Below are 22,342 nucleotides of genomic sequence, written 5' to 3'. Positions count from 1 at the left end.
AAGATCATGCTGCTGGCACTTTTCAACCAGCGCCGTTGGACAACCCTTCATTTTACTTCCGGCCGTCGTGCCAAACTCTTGGGCGATTGTTGTCTGTCGCGCCTTGGTTCATCTCCTGCCGCAAACGGAGCTTACTTGCCGCGCCAGAAGAGCCTCTCTCGACAGGTCAGTTGAGGCGCCCTTCAAGGGCGCGATCGAATATTTCCAGAGCCAGTTCCCGTGTCAGTTCAACGGGGTTTTCAGGCGCGCACGAATCGATGATCGCCATCTCGGCAATTTCGTCGCGGCGCTCGCCGTTCACCTTCAACCCGACCAGCGTGTGCGGTACGCCGAGCCGCGTTCGCAGCGAAATAAGAGCTTCAAGGAACGCATCAAATGTTCTTGGAAGACCGATATACGACGCCAGGCGTGCGATCTTGTCTTCAATCGCTGAGCGATTTGCGATCATCACATAGGGCAGGAAAACGCCATTGGTCATACCGTGATGTGTGTCGTAGAGCGCACCGACCGGATGCGAGAGCGCGTGGACGGCACCCATCCCTTTCTGGAAGGCGACAGCACCCATCGCGGCAGCGCTCATCATGTGACCACGGGCCTCGATGTCATCTGGATTTGAATACGCCTTCGGAAGGTTTTCGAAGATCAAACGCACACCTTCGACGGCAATTGCGTCGCACATCGGATGATAGTAGGCGCTTGACAGCGACTCTATGCAGTGCGCGAGCGCGTCCATCCCGGTTCCAACGGTGATGAATTGAGGCATGCCTACGGTCAATTCGGGGTCCGCCACGACAACCTTGGCCCTCATCAGCGGATGGAACACCACCTTCTTGGTATGAGTGGCCTCATCGGTGATCATCGCCCCACGTCCCACATCGGAGCCGGTTCCGGCGGTTGTGGGGACAGTGACGAACGGCGCGATGGCGGCTGGATCGGCGCGATCCCAATACCCGTTGAGAAAGTCGTAATCCCACAATGTGCCTTTCTGATGCGCCATGAAAGCGATCGTCTTGCCGGTATCCAGCGCTGACCCGCCGCCGAACGCGATCACACCGTCATGCTTGCCTTCTCGGAACATGCGTACACCGTCCTCCACGCCCTTCAGGACCGGGTTGGCTCGCACGTCGGAAAACACCGCCGCCGCCATGCCGGCGTCACGGAGGATATCGAGCGTGGACGTCGTAATCGGGAGAGACGCAAGGCCCTGGTCGGTTACGAACAGCGGATTTCGGATGCCCGCGTCGCGAAGGGCCTGCGGCAGCTCGCGAATTCTGCCTGCACCAAACCGAACGTCGGTGGGGAAACTCCAATTGGATTGCATGGACATGAGAACTCTCTCCCAGCTAAACGCGTTCGTGTTTTTGGTCGGAAGTGCCGACACTTGTCAGGTCGGCCAGCCGAACGATGGACGCCAACAGGATGTTGGCGCCCTGGATCATATCCTGCGCGCTGGCATATTCCCGATCGCTGTGGCTGATGCCGTCCCGGCACGGAATGAATATCATGCCTGACGGGCAGAGCTCCGCCATATGCTTGGCGTCGTGGGTTGCTCCAGACGGCAGCGTCATCGTGTCGATGCCGGCTTTTGCGCACGACTCCGATATGACCGCCGTCACCGCCGCGTCGAACTTGATCGGTGGGGAATTGAGGATTTGCCGGCAATGTACTCGACAACGCAGACGCAGGCTCGAGGAGACTACCTGGACGACTTGGACCAGGCGTGCAAGCTCCTCGCTGTCGGGGTGTCGCAGGTCGACTGTGAAGACCACCTTTGCGGGGACGGTGTTGATCGCCCCCGGCGCGACCTCGAACTTTCCAACCGTAAAGCGCACATCATCGTCGTGCTCGATTGCCAAGGCCAAGTCTTCGACGAGATTGATCGCCCCGCGCAGCGCATCCTTGCGCTTGTCCCGGGGCGTTGTCCCTGCATGCGCCTCCTCGCCCTCAACTTCGAATACGAATTGCGCAATACCCTGGATACCGCTGACGACGCCGACCGAAAGGCCCAGGGCCTCAAGCCGCGGGCCCTGCTCAATATGCGCTTCGATGTAGCCGCTGCAGGGCGATCCAAGATCGACTGGCGTTAGCGATCCAAGAAGATGAAGGCTTCGCTCCAAAGCCCGGCCTACGGTGACGCCCTCGCTGTCGACGGCACAAAGCGCCTGTTCCAGCGGCAGGGAGCCCGCATGAACCGCCGACCCCATGGTCGTAGGGGAAAAGCGACACCCCTCCTCGTTGTTCCAGACAATCAATTCTAGCGGGGCATCGAAGGCGACTGCGTTGTCCTCCAGCGTCTCAAGAACCTCGAAGGCCGCGAGAACCCCGTACACCCCATCATAGTTGCCGCCAGGCATCTGGCTATCCAGATGAGAGCCCATTCGTATGGGAAGGGCATTCGCCGACCTCCCTTGGCGCCGCACAAAAAGGTTGCCGATCGGGTCCACGTAGATTGCAAAGCCGCGTGTCCTTGCCCAGTCGAGAAGTTCCCTTCTCGCCCCCGTCTCATCGGCACTCAGGGCCGGACGATTGACGCCTCCTTTGCCAGTCGCTCCCCATTTAGCCAGCGACTCGTGCCGCCGCATGAATCGCTGCGCGTCGATAGTAAGCATTCGCGACAATCCCTCAATCTCGGAGCTAGATCTTAATAACGATCTTTCCGACATGCTTCTTTGAAACGAATTCGGTGTGCGCCTCTCTGAGTTGGCTCAGGGCAAACGTCCTTGCGACGAGCGGCTTGATCTCACCGCGCTCGATATAGCCGACCAGCGCAGCGAAGGTGCTCGCCTGCGGATTTCCCACCCCCCACATCTGTAGATCCTTGTAGATGAGATCACGCAGGTCGATCTCGGGGCATGGACCCGCAATCGCGCCTGCCGACACATACCGGCCAGCGCGGCGAAGAACGCGCAACATCTGTGAGAAGGTTGGGCCGCCGGTCACGTCGGCAACGGCATCGATCTCGCGCAACCCCACAATCTCAGTGACCGCTTCAAACAGATCGCTTCTTTCTCGGGGGATGAAATGGTCAGCGCCGAGGGCTCGAATGGCCTGTTCCTTGGATTTTCCGCCGACGGCGATAACCCGCGCGCCACGACGTTTGGCCAGTTGCAGGAGTGCTGATCCAACGCCTCCCGACGCCCCGGTTATCAGCACCGTTTCTCCGGCCTGAAGGTTGACGCGCACCAGCATTTCCTCGCCCGTCGAGTAAGAGCAGGCAAAGCTCGCAAGATCCTCATCAGAAAGCGTGCTGGTGATTTTTACGGCATTGCCGCTGGGGATTTTGGTATACTGGGCATAGCCCCCGTCATATTCGCTTCCGAAATACAGGACGCCTTGGGACAAAGCCGGAAGGCGCGCGTCCCGAATGCAGGGATCGGTTATGACCCGCTCGCCGATCCGGGATCTCGGAACGTCGGGGCCAACCTCCACGATCGTTCCGGTCGCATCTGCCCCTTGTATACGGGGAAATTGCAGCGACGCGCGGTCCCAGCTGCCAAGATCTTGCGCCTCGGCGGAAACGCCTCGCAGGCCGATTTCTTCCGTCAAGGCAGTCTTAACACTGGGAGCATACCAGCCCGTGCGCGTATTGATGTCCGTGTTGTTTACGCCGCAGGCTGCGACTTTTATCAGGACGTCTCCATCGGCCAGAGCGGGCACGGGAACGTCCCTGTACTCAAGCTTGTCCAGCCCGCCATGTCCTGTCAGGACCATCGCTTTCATTTGCATGGGAAGGTGCATTTCGCTCTCCTGTTGGGAAGCGCTCATGGCGGCCCGACATGTTGAAACCAGTTTTCCCGGCTGCGTCGTTTGCGCCACCGGATATGTGGGGACCAATCAGATCTTCCGGGCTTGGTCCTTCCAGTGGCTAGACCGGAGTTCGCGCTTGAGGACTTTTCCAAAGGCGCTCTTGGGCAGCCCGTCCACGAAATCCACGGATTTGGGCTTCTTATATGAGGCGATCCGCGCGCGGCAGAATTCGATAAGTTCCGGGCCTGTTGCTGTCCGACCCTCCCGCAAGACAACCAGAGCCTTGACGGACTCCCCCCATTGGTCGTCGGGAACGCCGATGACCGCGACCTCTCCGACCGCGTCGTGCTGCAGCAAGATTTCTTCGATCTCGCGAGGATAGATGTTGGCTCCGCCCGAAATGATCATGTCCTTGATCCGGTCGGTCACGAACAGAAAACCGTCCTTGTCGAGATAACCGATATCCCCCGTATGGAGCCATCCGTTGCGAAGGGTTTCGGCGGTCGCATCGGGACGGTTCCAATAGCCTTTCATGACCAGATCCGACCGGACGGTGATCTCGCCGTGAACGTCCGCGCCTACCGGGCTGTCGTCGGCGTCGACAATACGGATCATGACGCCCGGCATTTCGCGCCCTGCCGATCCTAGCCGGGCAGCCGATTCGGTTGGCACATGCTCGGATTTGTGAAGTCCCGCGCAGGTCATCGGTGCCTCGCCCTGGCCATAGATCTGGCTGAACACGCAGCCGAATGTTTCGATAGCCTGCTTGAGCACTTCGACGTACATCGGTCCGCCGCCGTAGATCACATTCTTGAGGCTGCGAAGCTTGTAGTTTCCGGCGTTGGGAGACTTTAAAAGCAGCTGCACCATCGTGGGGGCGAGAAAGCTTGCGGTAACACCGTAGCGCTCGATGGCTTCGAAGACCTTGTCCGGTTCGAAGCTGCGCGAGAGCGGAAAGGCCTGCGCGGCGCCCACGGCAAGGTGAGCCAGCCCAACGCTTGCCGTGCCGTGCGCGATTGGCGCAAGGTGAAGCATGACGTCGTTTTCGTCAGCATCCGCGAGAAGGACCTGCCTGAACTGCTGAACCATCGTGACGAGGTTGCGATGGGTCTCCATCGCCCCCTTGGGCACGCCAGTGGTCCCTGAAGTATAAAACAGCCACGCCAGGTCATCGGGCTCGATTGTCACGGCAGGTGGTGAACAGTCGGCATATTCGCTGAGCGCGAGATAGGGGATGACGTCGGGCTCGGTTCCGTCGATCCCGATCCAATGTTCGACCTGTTGCACGCCCTGCCGAATGGACGCGGCCACGGTTGCAAACTCGGGGGAAAAGATCATGAAGCGGGCCTGTGAATCGGACACCGCAAACAGTTGTTCACTCGCGTGCTGTTTGGGGTTCAGCGGCACCGCCGCCATGCCTGCATTCATCGCCGCGAGATACACTTCGTAGGCTTCAAAACGATTGGAGGACAGGATGGCCACCCTGTCGCCCTGTTTTCCCCGCGCAAGCAGCGCGTTGGAAATGCGATTGAGCCGCGCAGAGCCTTCGGCATAGGTGATGGTGAAATCATCGCCCAACCACAATGGTCTTTGCGGGTAGCGAACCGCTGATCGATGGACGAAATGAGCGACATGCATCGAGTTTCACCGCGTCGAGGGAAAATTTGGTTGACGTTTCTGCAGGAAAGCCTCCAGCCCTTCCTTTGCGTCGGGCTCCATGAAATTGAGGCCCTCATAAGCAACCGAAAGGTCGAGTATCGGCGCTGCCTGGCGCAGCCAGTGGTTGAGGCAACGCTTTGTCCATTGCACGGCCCTCTGGGGCTTGCGCGCAATTCGGTCGGCAAGGTCCATGGCCGTGTCCATGAGTTCGCTAAGCGGCTTGCACATCGAGACCAGGCCAATGCGCTCAGCTTCGCGACCGTCCAGAAGGTCTGCTGTCAAAAGATACAGCTTCGCCTTCGGAAGACCGCAGTAGAGCGGCCAGTGCATGACGGCGTGGTCCCCGGAGGCGACGCCAATGTTCACATGAGCATCCGTGATCCGGGCATCTTCGGCGATGATGGAGATGTCGGCAGTTAGCGCCACCGCAAGCCCGGCTCCTGCAGCGGGACCGTTGATGGCCGAAATGATCGGCTTATCGAGATGAAGCATGTTGTAGACGATGCGCAGCGCCAGTTCTCCCATCTCGATGACAGGATCAATGTTGCCGAGCTTCGCCACTTCGTCGTTCAGATCGCCGCCGACACAGAAGGCTCGACCCGCGCCGGTGATGACGATGACCCGAACCGCAGGATCGGTCTTTACCGTCAGCCAAACCTCTGCAAGCTCGTGATGCAGCACGTTGTTGGCGGCGTTCAGCTTTTCGGGGCGATTTATGGTTACGAGAAGGACCCCGTTCGGCCGGCGATCGAATTTCAGAAACTGAAACTCTTCGTACCGCATCACAGCACACCAGCCCTTGTCATTTCGTCGGCAAAGACTCGAAGCGTGCGTTCCAGGCGGTCCGCCAGATCGTCTATCTGCTCTCCGGTAATGATCAGTGGCGGGCAGACGACAGACCACTCACCATAGCGGCCGCCATTTTGCCGGCGCGAATATAGCATCAGGCCGTGATCGACGCCGATCTGGCGAATGCGGTCGCTCGCATAGATTTCGTCGGAGAAGACCTCTTTGGTCTGTTTGTCGCGAACATATTCGATGGCCAGCATCAGGCCTTGGCCGCGAACGTCGCCCACGACCGGTGAGTTTTCCTTGATGCTCTCCAACCGGGCGCGCAACTTCGCACCCAGATGGGATGCGTTGGCGATCAGGTTGCGTTCCGTCATTTCATCCAGCACGGCCGCCGCGCCTGCACAGGTGATGGGGTTGGCATTATATGTGTGCGAGAGATTGAAGCCCGTGAGAGCGGCAAGCTCATCTACCATCTCTGCGGATGCCATCATCGCGCCGATTGGTGTGTAGGTAGCACCAAGGCCCTTTGCCGTAATGACCACGTCCGGCTTGCAGTCCGGATAATGATGCGCCGCCAGAAATTTTCCTGAGCGGCAAGCGCTGACGATCTCGTCGAAAACCAGGAACACGCCGTATTTCCGGCAGATCCGGTGGACCTCTGAGAAGAAGATCGGATGGGGGACATTGGCGCCGGTCGATTGACCGCCGATCGGCTCCATCATGAATGCGAGCACGTTTTCCGCGCCGAGTTCCACGATCTTGGCCTCAAGTGCCGCCGCAACGCCAAGCGCCCCTTCTTCGGATGTGGATCCGAACGGCGGGCGATAAGAAAGTGGCGCCGGTATTTTCTCGCCGAACACGGCCATCGGTCCCCAGACGGCTGCGGCATCCTCGTCTCCGGTCCAGCCGATCGTCGCCAGTGTCCCGCCATGGTAGGAGGGCATGAGGGTAATGACTTTAGTCTTCGCTTTGTTGCCCTTGGCGTAGCTGTACTGGCGAAGGAACTTTATCGCCATTTCAACCGATTCCGACCCTCCCGACGACAGGTGCACCCGCTCGAAACCCGGTCCGGCCAGCGCGGCCACTTTCTCGGTAAGGACGGCATTCGGCAAATGGCGGCTGACCCTGACGTAGGAGAAGGTGTGCTTCATCCCCTGGTCGTACATTGCCTTGAGAACGCGTTCGTTGCCTTGCCCCAAGGAAGCGGCCATGGCTCCCGAAATTACATCCAGGAACCGGTTTCCCTTGTCGTCGAAGATGTAGACGCCATCGCCACGGACGATCGTGGGAAGGCCCTTGGTGTTGGCTTGCGAGTAGAACAGGTCCTGCGCGCCGCCGCGTGCCGGGCGCTTCAAATCCGTCGAGAGCATATGAGATCCTCAGCGCTTGGCTAAACGTTTCGAGACGGCCGGCGCAACTATGCACAACAGCTCGAACAGGATGTTGGCTCCGTTGAGGGCCGTGACGCCTTGTGGGTCAAGTGGTGGCGATACCTCGCACATGTCGGCTCCTATGAGGTCCAGTCCTTCGAGGCCACGAACGACGACCTGGGCGTCGCGCATTGTCAGACCGCCCGGCTCGGGCGACCCGGTTCCCGGCACGTAGGCGGAATCGAGTACGTCGATATCGAATGTCAGATAGGTGGGGCCGCTCCCGACGATGCGCTTGATTTCGTCGATGACAGCCGCGCGGCCCATCGCTTCAAACTCATCGAAATCTATGACCCGCATGCCGTGCTTTTCGTTGAATGCGCGGTCCTCACGGCTAAAGCGCGAGCCTCGAAGCCCTATCGTCACGGCGCGCTTGGGGTCTATCAGTCCTTCCTCGACCCCTCGCGCCAGCAATGTGCCGTGGTTGTAGCGATCTCCGTAAAGCTCGTCGTTGGTGTCTGGATGGGCGTCGAACTGGATAAAGCCGACCGGGCTCGTCGTGACCGTCCCGCGCAGCACGAAATAGGTCACTCCGTGATCGCCACCGCAGACCACGGGGGTAATGCCTTTCTCGGCCAAGACGCTGAAGTACGCTGAAATGCCTTCAACGGCGCTCTGGGCATCCAGAGGATTGAACGGAGCATCGCCGAGATCTGCGATGGTACAAATGTCGTATGGCGACTCCCCGCCTCCCGCTGGAAAGCGTCTTATAAGGCGCGACATTTCCCGAACCTGGGACGGGCCGTGCCTCGTGCCACCGCGGTTCGTCGGAAAATCGAAGGGCACCCCGACGATGCCGATATCCACATCAGCGCCATCTGGCAGGTGCGGTAGCCGCATAAACGTAGATATGCCGGCAAAACGAGGAACTTGGAGTGAATCTACTGGCCCGACGAAGGGACGTTTCTGGAGCACGGCTGTATCCTCTTCTTTCGAAGGGGAATGATGCGCCCAGAAAAGCGCACTCACTATACGCAACGGGCGAACTTTGTTTCGCCCTTATGAGGACACGCCGACCCTATTTCTGCTGCTTGCCGTGAACCCTTTCAAGCACTCGGACCAACTGCTCGATCGGCTTCAAACCAGAGTTCTTGGACCTCACGGCAGCTACCACGTCATTCTCCGAGCTTACCTCGCCAATTTGCTTCAATTTTCCCGAAACAACGTATGGAGCGGCGATGTAATCCGGTACGTATCCCACGTTGCGCCCGGATAGGATCAGTGCCAGCTGAGCTTGCGCTCCCAATCCGATGTCTTCGGTGTCTCCTGCCTTCAGGGTGCCAGCGAAATTCTCCGGCTCAAGATGACCGCGACTGGAATAATGATATTCACGTATCTTCTCCTGCGCCAGAGGACTATTGTCTGAGTATAACTCGTGACCCTCGCTACAGTATAAACGCAGAGTCTCTTTGAAAAGGGGAATTGATTGGATTCCCCGAAGCCGCGTTCTGTCTACCGCCACGGTTATGCCGATCTGTGCGGTGCCGTCAGCAACTTTGCTCAAGACCTGGAAGCCGGCCATTATCTCGATTTTGAGCTTTATCCGGCGTCCGTATGAGTTTACGTATTCCTTCAAGGCCTCCGGAATTCGCGATGCCGGATTGACGATAACGTCATCCTCCAGTGCCAGCGCCAACTCGCCCGAAAGTCCGTCCCCCACACTCGCCAAATCGAACTTGAAATCGTCAACAGCCAAAAAGAGGCGTTTTGCTGCGGCATAGACGTCCTTGCCCTCAGGCAGGACTCGGAAGCCGCCCGGCCCGCGATCGCACAACCGGATGCCCAATCTGATCTCGAGTGATTTGAGGTTTTCGCTCAACACCGACTGGGAGATGTTGAGCTGTCCTTGAGCCGCGGCAAAGCTGCCCTGTTCGACAATCACGACAAAGACCCGAAGGAGCTTGAGATCAAGGTCGCTCAATTGCTTCAGCTTCGACATCCGGTATTCCTTCTCGTCCTTGTCGCCGAAAATAGTGGAAATCGTAGCAAATGGCTATTGAGGCCTACCCGACCGGGATGGGCGAAGCTCGAGCCGAAGCGGGCAGACTCGAGAGGATTTGCTTCCCCGGGAAACCCGCCCTGAATGGACTTTTTCCGAAATCGATATGCGACATTCCCAATATCGTTTCCAATAGCGGCGAAATAGGTTCCTGCGCAACAGGAAGGAACCGCCGACATGAAGCACGCGACCAACTTCTACATCGACGGAAAATGGGTGGCCCCGGTGAGGCCGCGGCCGTTTGACGTCATCAATCCGGCGACCGAGGAAAAGATTGCCGTCATCGCGCTGGGCTCCGAAGCCGACGTCGATGTGGCGGTCGCTGCCGCTCGAAGGGCATTTGCGACATTTTCTCGAACCAGCGTCGAAGAGCGTGTCCGGCTGCTGGAGCGCTTCATCGAAATCTACCGCAAACGTACGGAAGACCTTGCTGAAGCGATTAGCCTGGAAATGGGGGCGCCGATCAGTTGGGCTAGGATGGCTCAGGCGCCATCTGGACTTGACCATCTGGTTGAGGGCCTGGAAATCTTAAGGAGCTTTCGGTTCGACGAGCAGTTGGCGGCGGCCAGGGTGACCCGCGAACCGATTGGTGTTTGCGGCTTGATCACGCCGTGGAACTGGCCGGCAAATCAGGTGCTGGCCAAGTTGGCTCCCGCCCTGGCAGTTGGCTGTAGCGTGGTCCTCAAGCCGAGCGAGATCTCGCCGCTGTCGGCTTTGCTGATTGCGGAAATGATCGATGAGGCGGGCTATCCGGCAGGCGTATTCAATTTGGTGAATGGCGACGGACCTGGCGTGGGCGAGCCCATCGCACGTCACCCCGGGATCGATATGGTCTCGTTCACCGGCTCCACGCGTGCCGGAATTCTCGTGGCTCAGAACGCAGCTCCGACCGTCAAGCGCATTTCGCAGGAACTTGGAGGAAAGTCCCCCAACATCATCCTCGACGACGCCGATTTCGAGGATGCGGTCGCCAAGGGGGCCAGACGTTGCTTCAACAATTCCGGACAGACCTGCACAGCCCCCACTCGCCTGCTGGTTCCTGCCGAGCGCATGCAAGACGCAATGCGGATCGCTTCGAAAGTGGCCGAGGCGCTGGTCGTGGGCGATCCCACATCTGCCGCAACGCAGATTGGCCCTCTCGCCAACGCAATCCAGTTCCAGAAGGTTCAGACCCTCATCGCGTCCGGAATCGAGGAAGGTGCCGAGTTGGCGGCCGGCGGAATGGGCCGGCCGGCCGGCATCGGTCGCGGCTATTTTGTCCGACCCACCGTTTTCGGTCATGTGAAGCCCGACATGAAGATCTCGCGTGAGGAGATATTCGGACCGGTCCTGTCGATCATAGGATTCCGTGACGACGAAGAGGCCATTGCGATCGCCAACGACACGCCATATGGCCTTTCGGCCGCCGTTTCGTCCGGAGACTTGTTAAGAGCCGAGAAGGTTGCCCGGCGCATCAGGGCCGGAATGGTGCACATCAATGGCGCCCCCTTGACCGCATCGGCACCTTTCGGAGGCTACAAGCAATCCGGAAACGGCAGGGAGCAGGGGAAATTCGGATTTGAAGATTACTTGGAAATCAAGTCGATTTTCGGCCTTCCAGAAAGGGTGGCAAGCTAGGCAAGTTCCAGGACCAGCTCTCCAGGCTATGGCCAGACGTTATAAATTGGAACCTGGACTTGGCCTGAAACGGCAGATGGTCGCTTGCCGTCCTCGGCTAGCGATCCGCGGCTTAAAGGAAACCCGAACGGCGATCTATCTTTCGTCAAACAATCACGGACGGCTACGCGAGCCGATTACAAGCGACAAAGCCTTGAAGAAAATTCGCGACGTTTGTTCCGACGGCATCGAGATTGTAACCACCCTCCATCGTGATCACTGTGGGAAGATTGAGTTTGCCCAAGGATTTGCCGACGCTGAAATAGTCTTCGCTCTCGAGCCTGAAGTAGCATGGGGGGTTCTGCTCGTCCTTGTAGGTGTCGACCCCCAGGGCTATCACCAGCGCGTCTGCGTCGAAGTCCCTGACGCGCTGCAGACAGGCGGCTAGCGCGACCGACCACTGCGCGAAAGCAGCGCCACGCGGGAGCACAAGGTTCAAATTGAACCCTTTCCCCCCGCCCTTGCCCATCTCGTCAGCAAAGCCGGCATAGAAAGGGTAGTCGAGGGTTGGATCGGCATGGATGCTGCATGTCAGGACGTCGCTGGACTCATAAAAGATTTCCTGCGTGCCGTTTCCATGATGGTAGTCAATGTCAACTATCGCCACCTTGTGCGCTCCCTCGCGGCCCAGGCGGCGCGCGGCAATGGCCGCGTTGTTGAGGTAGCAAGAGCCGCGCATACGATCTTGTCCGGCGTGATGCCCAGGCGGGCGGCAAAGGGCAAACGCAACACTGCCCTCGCCTGCAACGATCTCGGCTGCCGTGGCGGCGCAATTCGCCGACGCCAGAATCGCGTTCCAGCTGCCCTCGACCAGGCAGGTGCCCGGATCGCCGGAATAGTAGTCGACCATCTGATAGATGTCCGCGCCAGGGTTGATCCCTGGGATTCTGGCTCGCCAGAAATTTGGAAGAAGAGGCTCGCTACGCCCCTGTGCCGCCCATAGTCGCCAAGCCGCCGCGAGGAACTCGACGTAGCGTGGCGGATGGACGGCATGGATGGGCGCCAGGCCAAAATCGCGCGGCCGGGCGATTTCACCCAGGCCACGCGCAGTCACCGCTTCAAGGATCGCTGTCGCCCTTTCGGGCACTTCCGACACAGGCACAATACGGCTGCCCAACGGCTCGACACGATCCGTGTGCCCTAAGTGAGCGTCTGAATAGAAAATCTGCATCTTACAATCTCGAACCCATCACGCTGAGGTAATCCGAAGGTCACCCGATGCCACGAGCTGATCTTGCGTAAGAACAATCGCTTCCCGCATCAGCCGCGCAAACTCGTCGATTTGGCTGTGGCTGAGCACGAGGGGGGGCGAGATGATGTTCATGCTTCCCAGGGGTCTGACGATGAGGCCAAGTTGTCCAGCATTCCTGGCGATGAGATCGCCTACTGCGACAGAAGGACTGAACGGCTCCTTTGTGGACCGGTCCTGCACGCTCTCGATGCAGATCATGAAATGGCTGCCTCTGACATCACCAACCAGGGGCAGGTCTGCGAGCTCGCGCATCTTCTTTTCAAAGTACACGCCCTCGCTGCGTACGTGAGTGCAGATGTCTTCCCTTTCCATCAAAGCGATATTCGCAAGGGCGGCCGCGCACGCGGCCGGATGACCCGTGTAGGTATAACCGTTCACGAAAAGTGCCTGAGGCTCCGCTTCGACCAGCACCTTGTGGATGCTGTCCGAAAAAACGAACCCACCAAGGGACTGGTATCCGGACGTGATGCCCTTGGCAAATGTGATAATATCGGGCTCGATCCCGAACATGTCTTTCGATGCGAAGAAATGCCCAAGCCGGCCAAAGGCGGTGATCACCTCGTCGGCAACGTAGAGGATGTCGTACTCCTTGCAAAGCTGCCAAGTTCTGAAATTATAGTCATCCGGAGGTACGATCACACCTCCCGAACCCAGGATCGGCTCGGCAAAGAAGGCGGCGACATTCTCAGGCCCCAGTTCCAAAATCGTCGCACGCAACTCATCGACAAGGAAATCGCAAAACTCGGACTCACTTATTCCGTCGGGACGGCGATAGGGATTGGGGCATGAGACCTGCCGGATGATGTCCGTTACGTAGCGCAGGTGCGGACTGCGCTCGCGAGGATTGCCCCCCATCGATGCCGTCATGATGGTGCTGCCGTGGTAGGCTCGCAGGCGCGTGACTATGAATCGCTTGTCGGGTTTTCCACGAACGCTCTGATAGAACTGGACCAGCCTGACGGCAGAGTCGTTTGCGGTCGACCCGCCGCAGGTGAAGAAGACGTGATTGAGCTCGCCCGGCGCCAGGGATGCTATTTTTTCCGCAAGGCGCACTGCCGGCACATTCGCCAACCCATCGGTGGGATTGTAGTAAGGTAGGCGTCGCATCTGCTCGGCCACCGCATCGCAAATCTCGTCACGCCCATACCCCATGTTCACGCACCAGAGCCCGCCCATGCCGTCCAGATAGCGCCGGCCAGCGGCATCGAACACGTACGCGCCCTCCCCGCCGGTTATGACCAGGGAATCGGTTTGCGAGGCAGAGCGGAAGGACGGCCAAGCATGCGTATAGTGATCCCGGTCTGCCCGCGAAACTTCGGCCGTTTCCTCGTCATTGAGCGCGAACCTGTTGTGCGAATGAACAACAGTATCAATCTGCATTTAACTATTCCTCGTACTGATTTCCTGCGGGCAGAGACTTGCCTGCTACTCTGCCGTCCCTGCGCACGATCGCCAATTGCTCCGGCGCGCCTCAGTGGGAGAGATGGGTTTGACCGCTTGCCGAAGCAGAGACTTAGAGGGCCCTACAGTCTTCGGGCTTCCACCCGAAACGCACATGATCGCCGACAGAAAGCTTGGCTGCCCGTCGGTGCGTCAGTTTGATCGAAAGATCGTCGATCCCGCCGAACCCAAGAATGACGCGCACGTGATCTCCCAGATAAACGATCTCGCGCACCTTGCTTTCGTAGCTGTTAGCCAGTTCGTGCGCATCGGGACCCACGACGATCATTTCGGGTCGCACCGACAGAACGCGGGCCTCTCCTGCTTCGGCTTTGCGAGGCGAGTTTGCCAACACGTTGGCACCGTCCTTCAGGACTAGCTGGCACTGGTTCCCGCTCACCTGCTTTATGGTAGCCTCAATCCGGTTGTTCTCGCCGATGAACTGGGCGACGAAATCCGTTTCCGGGTTTTGATAGATTTCCGCCGGCGGCGCGATCTGCTGAATACGGCCTTCGTTGAAGACGGCGATACGGTCAGACATGACCAAAGCTTCGGTCTGATCGTGGGTCACATAGACCACCGTTACCCCGATACGGTCATGCAGATGCTTGATTTCAAGCTGCATATGGTCTCGCAGCTGTTTGTCCAACGCGCCAAGTGGTTCATCCATCAGCACGAGTTCGGGCTCGAAGACAAGGGCTCGCGCCAAGGCAACGCGTTGCTGTTGGCCACCGGAAAGCTGGCCCGGGCGCCGGTCCGCGAAAGCGCCGAGCTTCACCATGTCAAGCGCGGTTCGGATCCGGGTCGTCTGCTCAGCCTTGTTCATGCCGCGCGCCTGCAGCGGGAAAGCAAGGTTCTCCCCTACGGTCATATGGGGGAACAGGGAGTAGTTCTGAAAGACCATACCCACGCCGCGTTTGTGCGGGGGAATGCCATTCATCGAACGCCCCTGAAGCCTTATTTCACCGCTCGTCGGCTCCTCGAACCCTGCCAGCATCATCAGCGTCGTGGTCTTGCCCGAACCGGAGGGGCCGAGAAGCGTTAGAAATTCGCCATTGGCAACGTTCAGGTTGAGCGATTTCACCACCATGGTGGTGCTGTCGTATGCCTTCTGCACATCGATAAATTGAAGGAAGGGATCGAATTGGCCGCTCATCTTTGTGTCCTCGCTATGCGCTGCCAAGAAGCCGTTCGTTTCGCCTGCGGAGATATTCCGTCGCGAAGAGAAGGCCCAGCGTGATGATGAAAAGGATCGTGGAGGCTGCGATGACGACAGGGCTAAGCTGTTCGTTTACACCCGCCCAGAGCCTGCGCGGAACCGTATGCTGTTCCGGATAGGCCAGGAAAAGCGTAACGATGATCTCGTCCCACGAGACGACAAATGCAAAGACTGCACCTGATGCGACGCCCGGCGCGATCAGCGGCAAGACGACTCTACGGAAGACCGAAAGCGGTGTCGCGCCAAGGCTGACGCCGGCCCTGTAAAGATTGTTGTCAAAGCCGCTCAGCGCGGCTGTGACCGTGATGACGACGTAGGGCACCCCGAGCAGCGCGTGGGCGATGATGAGGCCGGTGTACGTTCCGACCAGGGACAATCGCGCAAAAAAGTAGACCGAGCCGGTAGCGAACACGACCACTGGAACAACCAGGGGAGACAGCAGCAAGCCCTGAACCAGGCCGCGGAAAGGCACATCCTCGCGGTTGAGGCCGAAGCTCGCCATGGTGCCCAACACCGTGGCCACGGCACACGCGCACAAGCCGATAAACAGGCTGTTGGCGAACGCCGCATGCCATGCGACACCGTTGGCACTGCTGCCAAATATTTCGGCATACCACCTCAGTGAGTAGCCGGGCATCGGGTAGGTGAAATAAGGCTCAAGATTGAACGAGAGTGGGATCGCGACAAGCAGCGGAACAATCAGGAACAACAACACCAGCAGACTGACGACTGCCACCGCCAGATTGGATGCTCTTTCGAGGGAGGTGTTTACCATTTCGTTCCTCAACGCGTGAAGGCTGTTGACGAAAACCGTCTAAGAACAAAGAGCGTGACGATGACGATGACGACCAGAATGATGCTTAATGCCGCGGCCAGACCCCAGTTCAAGTCTCGGCTGATGGCGGCAGCAATGAAATAGCTGAGCATTTGGTCGCGCGGTCCACCAACAAGCGCCGGCGTCACATAGAAGCCGAGCCCCATTATGAAAACGAGGAGCGCGCCTGCCGCCACCCCAGGGAAAACCAGGGGCAGATAGACTTTGAAAAAGACACGCAGTGGTGCCGCGCCCAAGGACGCCGCGGCACGGGTATAGGACGATGGAACCGACTTCATCACGCTGTAGAGCGGCAAAACCATGAATGGCAGACAGATGTGGACCATCGCCACGTACACGCCGAACCTGTTGTGGATCAGGGGAAGACGCGTAGCCGAAAGGCCGAGTTTCACTATGATGTCATTGAGAAGCCCCTCGCCCTGGAGAAGGACAACCCACGCCGTGGTTCGAACCAGAATCGACGTCCACAGAGGCACCAGCACCAGGAACATGAATAGGTTGGCCCGGCTTGGAGGCTGAGTGCTGATAAACCGTGCGACGGGAAAGCCAAGGGCAATCGAAATCAGCGTGACGATGGCACTGACAAAGAACGTCCTTCCAATCAGAGTGAGGTAGATCTGGCGGTCGGGAGATGCCCATTCGATGGAGCCGTCGTCAGCCGTGCGCAAATCCAACGCCGCCAGAATATAGAGGGGAGTAACCGCCCACGTGCCCCGCTTCAGGGCAGCCCAATAGCGCGTCTCCTCCCAGCGGGGGTCAATGGATATGAGTTGCTGCTTCGGCGTTCCAAGGCCTGCGGCTGCTTGCGAACTGTCTTCCGCAGTGGCGTTGCCGAAGATGGAAAACCCGTCTGGTACGCTCTCCTCTTGTGCTGGCTTGGACGTCGCATCTGCCGCCTGACGCAATCCGGACGCCGTGGACACTATCAGCGAGCGGAAGCCGATGACATCGAAGTTCAGGCGTGCAGCAGCGATCGTAACTGCTTCCGGGTTCGAGCTTTCACGCAGGTCTTGGGCCAGCGCTTCAAACACCTGCTCAGACGGGGTGCCAATGCCGTTCCAACTTTGGATGGCTTGCGACGTCAATGGGAAGCCGGTCTTCACCTCGTCGTTGTGAAAAGCCAATGCCATGAAGGACAGGATCGGGAATATGAAAAAGACGAGAACGAAGGCCAGTAGCGGGCCGAACAGCGCAAGAGACACTAACCTGCGCTTTCGGCCTGACTTTTTCACCGCGCGATGAAGCTGTGCGGGTTGCAAAACCTGCTCGGCTTCCGCGGGAAACGAGGTCGCTGACATCGGACTGATCCTCGACTTTCACGGCTTGATCATTGCTGCGCGGAGCAGCATCGGGCGGCGCAATCGGCGCCTAACAAACTGCTTGAACCGTCGTCCATGACCGGCGACACGCCAGTGTTGCGACACTCCCGCATCAAACCAAAAAGGGCCACGCCCCTTAGAGGGACAGTGGCCCTGGAAGATGGCTATTTCTGGAGCCAGTTGGTCAGCCGAACCAGAAGGTCTTCCTGATTGTCGGCATAGAACTCGGAGTCGAACGCAAAGGCGTTCTTGCTGTTTTTCGGACTTGTCGGCAGGCTGTCCGCATACTCTTTGCCGACCAGCGGTATCGCGGCTTTCAGAACCGGCCCGAACGGCGCCACTTCGCTCAGTTTTGCGGCGTTCTTCGGTTCGCTGATAAACTTGATGAACTTCATGCCGTTCGCAGCGTCCGGAGAGGCCTTGGGCATGATGAACCAGTCGTAGTCGAGGCCGGGGTAGTCCCAGAGTATCTGCAGGTTCTTGCCGTCCTTCCGGGCTGCAACGATCCGGTTGCCCCACACAGTCGACATCGTCACCTCGCCATCGGCCAGAAGCTGTGGCGGCTGCGAACCCGATTCCCACCAGACGACCTGGTCCTTGATCGTATCCAGCTTTTTAAAGGCGCGGTCGATCCCTTCAGGGGTGCGCATGACCTTGTAAAGGTCTTTGGCGGCAACACCATCAGCCAGCAGAGCAAGCTCTATTGCATAGCGCGGGTCGCGACGAATCCCGCGCTTGCCGGGATATTTCTTGAGATCGAAGAAATCCTTGACGGATGTCGGGGGATTGTCCTTCAGCTTGTCTGCGTTGTAGGCGATATTCGTCGAAAAGGTCGCATAGGCAACACCGCAGGGCTCGAAAGCGCCCGGAAGATAGTCCTTGGCGGTGCCAACGATGGAGGCATCGAATTTTTCCAGAATGCCCTGTTCGCAGCCGCGCTTGACGAGCGCGGTCTCCCCTCTCACCAGCGACCATTTGTAGGACTTCGTCTGCACCTGGCTAAGGATCGTCGAAAGGTCCCCCTGCCAGACGTCGTCGACAACCTTGATACCGGTTTCCTTGGTGAACGGCTCGAAGAACGCAGCGCGGTCAGCGGCTTGAGAGGCACCGCCCCACTCCGCAATGGTGATGCTGTCGGCCGCGGCCGCCTGAAGCGCCTGAGCGGCCAGCGCGATCGCAGCGACGAAACCCAATTTCAACTTGTACGACATTTTTATGTTCCCATTGGTTGTTGTTGTTGGGAAAACAATGTGCCCAAGTTCGGGTACATTCAATCGGATTTGGGCGAACCTTGGTTCGGATGTCCTCGGGCGGGAAACCAGGGTTGTCATGGTGTTCTGGAGATAAGTTATGTTGCCCAAGCAGGTTGGCGCCCGATCGAGCCACAAACGTGCGACCGTCCGTGATACGTGCTTTAGGGAATTCGGGGAATAATTACAGCAGGACCAGATACCTCGCGCGCTTCGACGGCCCGATGCAGATCATGAACCTGGGTCAAGTCGAACCGGGAGTAGGAATTGGTATCGAACATTCCGTCCGACATGGCCTTAAACAGGTTTGCGGCGTTCTCCCGAAATTGCACCGCTGCCGCGTTGTGCGGAAAAATGGAAGGCCTCGTCAGGAAGAGACAGCCTTTGCGGTTCAAGAGTTCAGGTTCGATCGCCGGGGCCGGTCCGGATGCCATGCCAAAGACAATGACAGTTCCGAAAGGAGTGGTCAGATCCAGCGAAGACAGGAATGTGTCTTTGCCTACTGAATCGAAGACTGCGTCGACCTTGGTACCTCCGGTCCATGCGAGAATTTCGTCCTCCCAGCCTTTTCTCGAATAGTTGACAGCGAACGCACATCCGTTGGCTTTCGCCAACGAACATTTCTCGTCCGATCCGACCGTCCCGATGACGGTTGCCCCAAGCTTACTGGCCCAACTCGCCAGTATGGAGCCGACACCGCCGGCAGCGGCGTGCAGGAGCACCAGATGCCCCTTCCGCACCGGGAACGTTTTTTGTATCAGATACTGCGCCGTCAGACCTTTGAATAAGTGGGCGGCGATCACCTCGTCCGAAAGGCCATCAGGAACGGTAACCAGCTTTTCGGCGTTGACGGTCCTGAATGTCGCGTAGGCTCCTGGGCCCGCGCCCATATATGCGACCCGATCGCCGATCTTGAACTCCTCTACTGAGGAATCCAGATCCTCAACCACCCCCACTGCCTCATGTCCGAGGCCGCTAGGCAAGAGAAGCGGCGCCAGGCCCTTGCGTTGCGATATATCGATGAAATTGAAGCCTATGGCAGTCTGCCGAATGGTCACTTCTCCACGGCCCGGTGACGCCAACTCCAGGTCAGCAAAGTGCATGACCTCCGGGGGGCCATGGTGCTCTATCTGAACCACTTGAGCCTTGGGCATTTTGAAATCCTCCTGTCGTCGTCGACCGAGATGGACATCCGGTCACTGCCGGGTCATCGCGGACGTCTACGAATGTCGCGACCTCTTGCCGCCAGGCCATCATGATTGTGCGAACCAACATTTGGTTTCAGCACTGAATGGCTAGGCCACCTCGCTCCCTGAAAAATCCGAGCACCGCCTGGCTGACAGCTTGATCAAGTTCGGGCAAACGGCCCCGCCCCGTGTTGCGATCGCTCAGTCATCTGCGCCGCGGCAAACCTTGCATCGGGCAAAGCGAAACCTTGCTTCGCATTGTTCAAATTGCGTTTACTCGCAACGTCGGCTCTTTCTCAGCAGCAGGGGCGCAATCGTTTTTTGCGCGTCCCCGGGAATTTGAATCTGCCTGTCATTATTGGATCGTGGAGATGCCCTACAAACTGATCGTGCAGCAATTTGCGGACGAGATCGCCGTACAAGACGACGAAACAATTCTCGAAGCGGCGATACGCACCGGGCACGACTATCCTTCAGACTGCAGAAACGGAGTTTGCGGCGAGTGCAAATGCGCTCTCATCTCCGGTTCCGTGGACATGAAGCAGTATCTGGATGTCGCCCTGGACGAGGACGAGAAGCAACAGGGTTATATTCTCGGCTGCCGCTCGATGCTGCGAAGCGATTGCGAAATTGCCCTGCTTGACCGAGAAGAAGCGCCTCCTGCGGCCTTTCGTTCGGTCGAGGCAACGGTGCAGTCCATCGAGCGGGTCACCCATGATATCGCTTTGGTGCAAATGGTGGCGAAGGACGGCCGTCCCTTCGACTTTGCTCCGGGCCAGTATGCCAATGTGCAATTTTCCCAGCTTCCGCCGAGAAGCTATTCCTTCGCCAACACGCCGACCTCAAACCTCCTGGAATTTCACATAAGGGCGGTTCCCGGCGGCAGAGTCAGCCCACACCTCTATGCCGACCTTAAGCTGGGCGACGAAGCCATCATTTCCGGCCCAAAAGGCATGGCATATCTGCGCAAACAGCATATTGGGCCAATAGTATTCTGTGCCGGAGGTTCAGGGCTGGCACCTATCCTGTCGATGATCCGCTGGCTCAGCCGTGATCAGGTTTCAAGAACCGCTTATGTCTTTTTCGGAGTTCGGTCAGAAAGAGACGTCTATTGCGAAGCTGAGATCACCCATCTTTGCAAGCATCTGGGCTGGGGTCCGCCGCAGATCGTGCTGTCAAGCGCGAGCGGCGAAACGGCCAGCCGCAAAGGTTTTCTCGCCGACGCTATCAGGCAGGATCTGACCAGTTGCGAGGGAATGAAGGCCTACCTCTGCGGTCCACCCATCATGATCGAGACCTGCCGCAAGTCGTTACTGGACCTCGGTCTCGCCCGGCAGGACTGCCACGCGGACGTATTCTGGACGCCCGCGTCCTAGTCGCGTTCGGCAATGATGAAAGTGCTCGTCGTCGAGGATGATCCTTTCCGTAACTGCGTTCCCTGTCGAGATCGTACTTCGGATTTGTCCGCATTGGCCCTGGCATGGGTCATTGTGAGACGCCCCGGCGCGGGCTGACAATCGCGCGCTCATTCTCACATGATGACAACAGTCGGACCGAGCTGCTGCTTGGAAACGATTTCGCTGGCGTCTTGCATTATGCTGCAAAATTCCACCGCTTTGGCCGGCTTCGGCGCCAGCTTGCCCTGTTCGGCCATACGAGCCAGATGTTCCAGCGTTTCCATGGTGAAGATGTCGGGCCCGTCAAGGGCCGAGATGGCCGGCGCTGAGTTGCGGGCAATGTCGCCCTTGGACGAGACATAGATCCCATCTTGCCCAAGTAGGGCCGAGCAGTCCCGCCAACCGCCCGTGGTGCGGAAGTCAGCTATGACGTTGGCCTTGACCTGCCCCAGATCGGCCAATGACTTTTCTACATGTTTCGCACCGAGCGCCACCAAAGCGTTGTGAGCCCAATCCTCAGCCACGGCGTGCACGGTCGCATGCCTCGCGACTGCGAGTTCGACAGCAGCTGGACCTGCTCCCTCATTTGCGCCGAGTACGAGAATTGTCTCTCCGGAATAGAGACGCGCCCAGGTGAGCACGCGTTCGCCCTGGCTGTAATGCGACGATAGAAGCGGCAGGATGTTGATCGGCAGTTCGGCCGTCACGGCGCATGCATCGAGCGCAGAGGCAACCAAGTAGTCGGCGGCCCCACCATCGCGGTCGATACCCATGAGACCGCTGCTGCCTTCGCGGCGCCCGAGCCCAGGATCGACGATAACGATATCGCCAAGGCGCCAGGCGGGAACGTCTTCACCTACCGCTACAATCCTGCCGGCAACGCCGCTTCCGACAATGCGGCCTTCGTCACCCCCGGTATAATCGCCATCCAACTCCGGCCGACCCAGGCAGAATGCCATCACCTTCACAAGTACCTGTCCTGCCACCGGCCGTGGGATGGGATAGCCCTCGCGTACGCTCAGTGCATCCGCGGTTCTCACAAGTGCCTTCATCGTGATCTCCATGCCCTTGGAATTTCGTGACCTGGCGCAACAGACCGCCACGCCGCCCGACTGTAAAACAGGATAGCGCCTAGCCCTTGTAAGGCTTTTCCTCAGTTG

At 58.6% G+C, this 22,342-nt stretch carries 18 protein-coding genes; 2 read left to right on the top strand and 16 right to left on the bottom strand.

The features are described from left to right. Positions 1 to 166: 166 nt before the first annotated feature. From MESS4_RS30505 to MESS4_RS30470, 8 genes are all read right to left on the bottom strand, one after another. A complete protein-coding gene (locus MESS4_RS30505) occupies positions 167 to 1,327 on the bottom strand; it encodes an iron-containing alcohol dehydrogenase (RefSeq protein ID WP_036242622.1) in 1,161 nt (386 codons plus the stop codon). A 16-nt stretch (positions 1,328 to 1,343) separates the two neighbouring features. Continuing rightward, the gene (locus tag MESS4_RS30500) at positions 1,344 to 2,609 is read right to left on the bottom strand and encodes a M20 family metallo-hydrolase (protein WP_006339807.1); all 1,266 of its coding nucleotides are present in this window, start codon (positions 2,607 to 2,609) and stop codon (positions 1,344 to 1,346) included. A 25-nt stretch (positions 2,610 to 2,634) separates the two neighbouring features. Continuing rightward, the gene (locus MESS4_RS30495; protein WP_006339806.1) at positions 2,635 to 3,738 is read right to left on the bottom strand and encodes an alcohol dehydrogenase family protein; all 1,104 of its coding nucleotides are present in this window, start codon (positions 3,736 to 3,738) and stop codon (positions 2,635 to 2,637) included. A 96-nt stretch (positions 3,739 to 3,834) separates the two neighbouring features. Continuing rightward, positions 3,835 to 5,385: a long-chain-fatty-acid--CoA ligase gene (locus MESS4_RS30490; protein ID WP_036242620.1), complete on the bottom strand. Its 1,551-nt coding sequence runs from the start codon at positions 5,383 to 5,385 to the stop codon at positions 3,835 to 3,837. A 6-nt stretch (positions 5,386 to 5,391) separates the two neighbouring features. After that, on the bottom strand, positions 5,392 to 6,189 hold the full coding sequence (locus MESS4_RS30485) for an enoyl-CoA hydratase/isomerase family protein (protein WP_006339804.1): 798 nt from the start codon (positions 6,187 to 6,189) through the stop codon (positions 5,392 to 5,394). Continuing rightward, complete coding sequence (locus MESS4_RS30480) at positions 6,189 to 7,568, bottom strand: aminotransferase class III-fold pyridoxal phosphate-dependent enzyme (protein WP_006339798.1); 1,380 nt, start codon at positions 7,566 to 7,568, stop codon at positions 6,189 to 6,191. The genes MESS4_RS30485 and MESS4_RS30480 overlap by 1 nt, the downstream gene beginning before the upstream one ends. Before the next feature lie 9 nt (positions 7,569 to 7,577). Continuing rightward, positions 7,578 to 8,543, bottom strand: a complete 966-nt coding sequence (locus MESS4_RS30475) for an agmatinase (protein ID WP_006339796.1) — start codon at positions 8,541 to 8,543, stop codon at positions 7,578 to 7,580. Positions 8,544 to 8,646: 103 nt separating this feature from the next. Then, a complete protein-coding gene (locus MESS4_RS30470) occupies positions 8,647 to 9,567 on the bottom strand; it encodes a LysR family transcriptional regulator (RefSeq protein WP_006339794.1) in 921 nt (306 codons plus the stop codon). A 237-nt stretch (positions 9,568 to 9,804) separates the two neighbouring features. On the opposite strand from MESS4_RS30470, the gene MESS4_RS30465 reads away from it, so the two are divergent. Beyond that, entirely contained in the window at positions 9,805 to 11,244 is a 1,440-nt protein-coding gene (locus tag MESS4_RS30465) for an aldehyde dehydrogenase family protein (protein ID WP_006339792.1), read from the top strand. Between the two features lie 163 nt (positions 11,245 to 11,407). On the opposite strand, the gene MESS4_RS30460 is transcribed toward MESS4_RS30465, so the two are convergent. The 7 genes from MESS4_RS30460 to MESS4_RS30430 form a co-directional block, all read right to left on the bottom strand. Then, positions 11,408 to 12,454, bottom strand: a complete 1,047-nt coding sequence (locus tag MESS4_RS30460) for a histone deacetylase family protein (RefSeq protein WP_006339790.1) — start codon at positions 12,452 to 12,454, stop codon at positions 11,408 to 11,410. A gap of 18 nt (positions 12,455 to 12,472) precedes the next feature. Continuing rightward, a complete protein-coding gene (locus MESS4_RS30455; RefSeq protein ID WP_006339788.1) occupies positions 12,473 to 13,915 on the bottom strand; it encodes an aminotransferase in 1,443 nt (480 codons plus the stop codon). A gap of 133 nt (positions 13,916 to 14,048) precedes the next feature. Further along, the gene (locus tag MESS4_RS30450; RefSeq protein WP_036242617.1) at positions 14,049 to 15,131 is read right to left on the bottom strand and encodes an ABC transporter ATP-binding protein; all 1,083 of its coding nucleotides are present in this window, start codon (positions 15,129 to 15,131) and stop codon (positions 14,049 to 14,051) included. 13 nt (positions 15,132 to 15,144) lie between these two features. After that, the gene (locus MESS4_RS30445) at positions 15,145 to 15,969 is read right to left on the bottom strand and encodes an ABC transporter permease (protein ID WP_036242616.1); all 825 of its coding nucleotides are present in this window, start codon (positions 15,967 to 15,969) and stop codon (positions 15,145 to 15,147) included. Between the two features lie 8 nt (positions 15,970 to 15,977). Then, the gene (locus MESS4_RS30440) at positions 15,978 to 17,327 is read right to left on the bottom strand and encodes an ABC transporter permease (RefSeq protein WP_006339782.1); all 1,350 of its coding nucleotides are present in this window, start codon (positions 17,325 to 17,327) and stop codon (positions 15,978 to 15,980) included. Positions 17,328 to 17,512: 185 nt separating this feature from the next. After that, entirely contained in the window at positions 17,513 to 18,622 is a 1,110-nt protein-coding gene (locus tag MESS4_RS30435; protein ID WP_157385710.1) for an ABC transporter substrate-binding protein, read from the bottom strand. Between the two features lie 140 nt (positions 18,623 to 18,762). Further along, the gene (locus MESS4_RS30430) at positions 18,763 to 19,752 is read right to left on the bottom strand and encodes a quinone oxidoreductase (RefSeq protein WP_006339778.1); all 990 of its coding nucleotides are present in this window, start codon (positions 19,750 to 19,752) and stop codon (positions 18,763 to 18,765) included. Between the two features lie 221 nt (positions 19,753 to 19,973). Between MESS4_RS30430 and MESS4_RS30425 the strand changes: the two genes are divergently transcribed. Continuing rightward, complete coding sequence (locus MESS4_RS30425) at positions 19,974 to 21,161, top strand: 2Fe-2S iron-sulfur cluster-binding protein (RefSeq protein WP_157385709.1); 1,188 nt, start codon at positions 19,974 to 19,976, stop codon at positions 21,159 to 21,161. Positions 21,162 to 21,316: 155 nt separating this feature from the next. On the opposite strand, the gene MESS4_RS30420 is transcribed toward MESS4_RS30425, so the two are convergent. Then, complete coding sequence (locus MESS4_RS30420) at positions 21,317 to 22,234, bottom strand: hypothetical protein (protein WP_006339770.1); 918 nt, start codon at positions 22,232 to 22,234, stop codon at positions 21,317 to 21,319. Positions 22,235 to 22,342: the final 108 nt, after the last annotated feature.

This window comes from Mesorhizobium sp. STM 4661, assembly GCF_000359125.1.
GTDB lineage: Bacteria > Pseudomonadota > Alphaproteobacteria > Rhizobiales > Rhizobiaceae > Mesorhizobium.
This window is presented reverse-complemented; position numbering and strand designations above follow the sequence as displayed.